Origin of the sequence: Streptomyces durbertensis (assembly GCF_014156695.1) — a bacterium.
GTDB classification, from domain to species: domain Bacteria; phylum Actinomycetota; class Actinomycetes; order Streptomycetales; family Streptomycetaceae; genus Streptomyces; species Streptomyces durbertensis.
In genome coordinates, this window is record NZ_WMLF01000899.1 from 1 (window position 1) to 675 (window position 675).

1 protein-coding gene is annotated in these 675 nt (G+C 75.1%); it reads right to left on the reverse strand.

Annotation, left to right across the window (positions count from 1 at the left end; translation table 11 throughout):
• The coding region (locus GL263_RS27555) for a S1C family serine protease (protein WP_182858439.1) at positions 1 to 675 on the reverse strand (675 nt) is incomplete at both ends.

Consider the following 675-nt stretch of genomic DNA (forward strand, 5'->3'; position numbering starts at 1 on the left):
CCCTGCCCGCCCTGTCCGGAGCCCCCGCCGGTCGGCGAGTAGATCGCCGAGTTGATGCCGACGACCCGGCCCGCCATGTCGAAGAGCGGGCCGCCGGAGTTCCCCGGGTTGAGCGCCGCGTCCGTCTGGATCGCCCGGTAGCGTGTCGTGCGCTCGCCCAGCTCGCCGTTGTACCGGCCGCCGCCGAACTCGAACGGCCAGTGCTCGCGCTGCCGCTCCCGCTCGCCGTCCTCCCGGGGCACCGTCACGTCCCGGTCCAGCGCGGAGACGATGCCGCTGGTCACCGAACCGGTGAGCCCGCTCGGCGACCCGACCGCCACCACCTGGTCGCCCACCCGCAGCGAGTCGGAGTCGCCGAGCGCCGCCGGCGTCAGGTCGCGCACGCCCTCCGCCTTCAGCAGCGCCATGTCCAGGTCCGGGTCCGTCCCGACAACCCGCGCCGTGACGGTACGCCCGTCGCCCAGCCGCACCCGCACGCGCTCCGCACCGGCCACGACGTGGTTGTTGGTGAGGATCTCGCCGTCCTCCGAGATCACCACTCCGGAGCCCGTGGCGCTGTCCGTCCGCACCTCGACGACGCTCGGCGTCACCTTCGCGGCGACGGACGCGACGGTCCCACCGCCGTCCGCCCTCACGTTGGTGGCGTCCGCCACCCCGCCGGCACCGCCGTCCGCC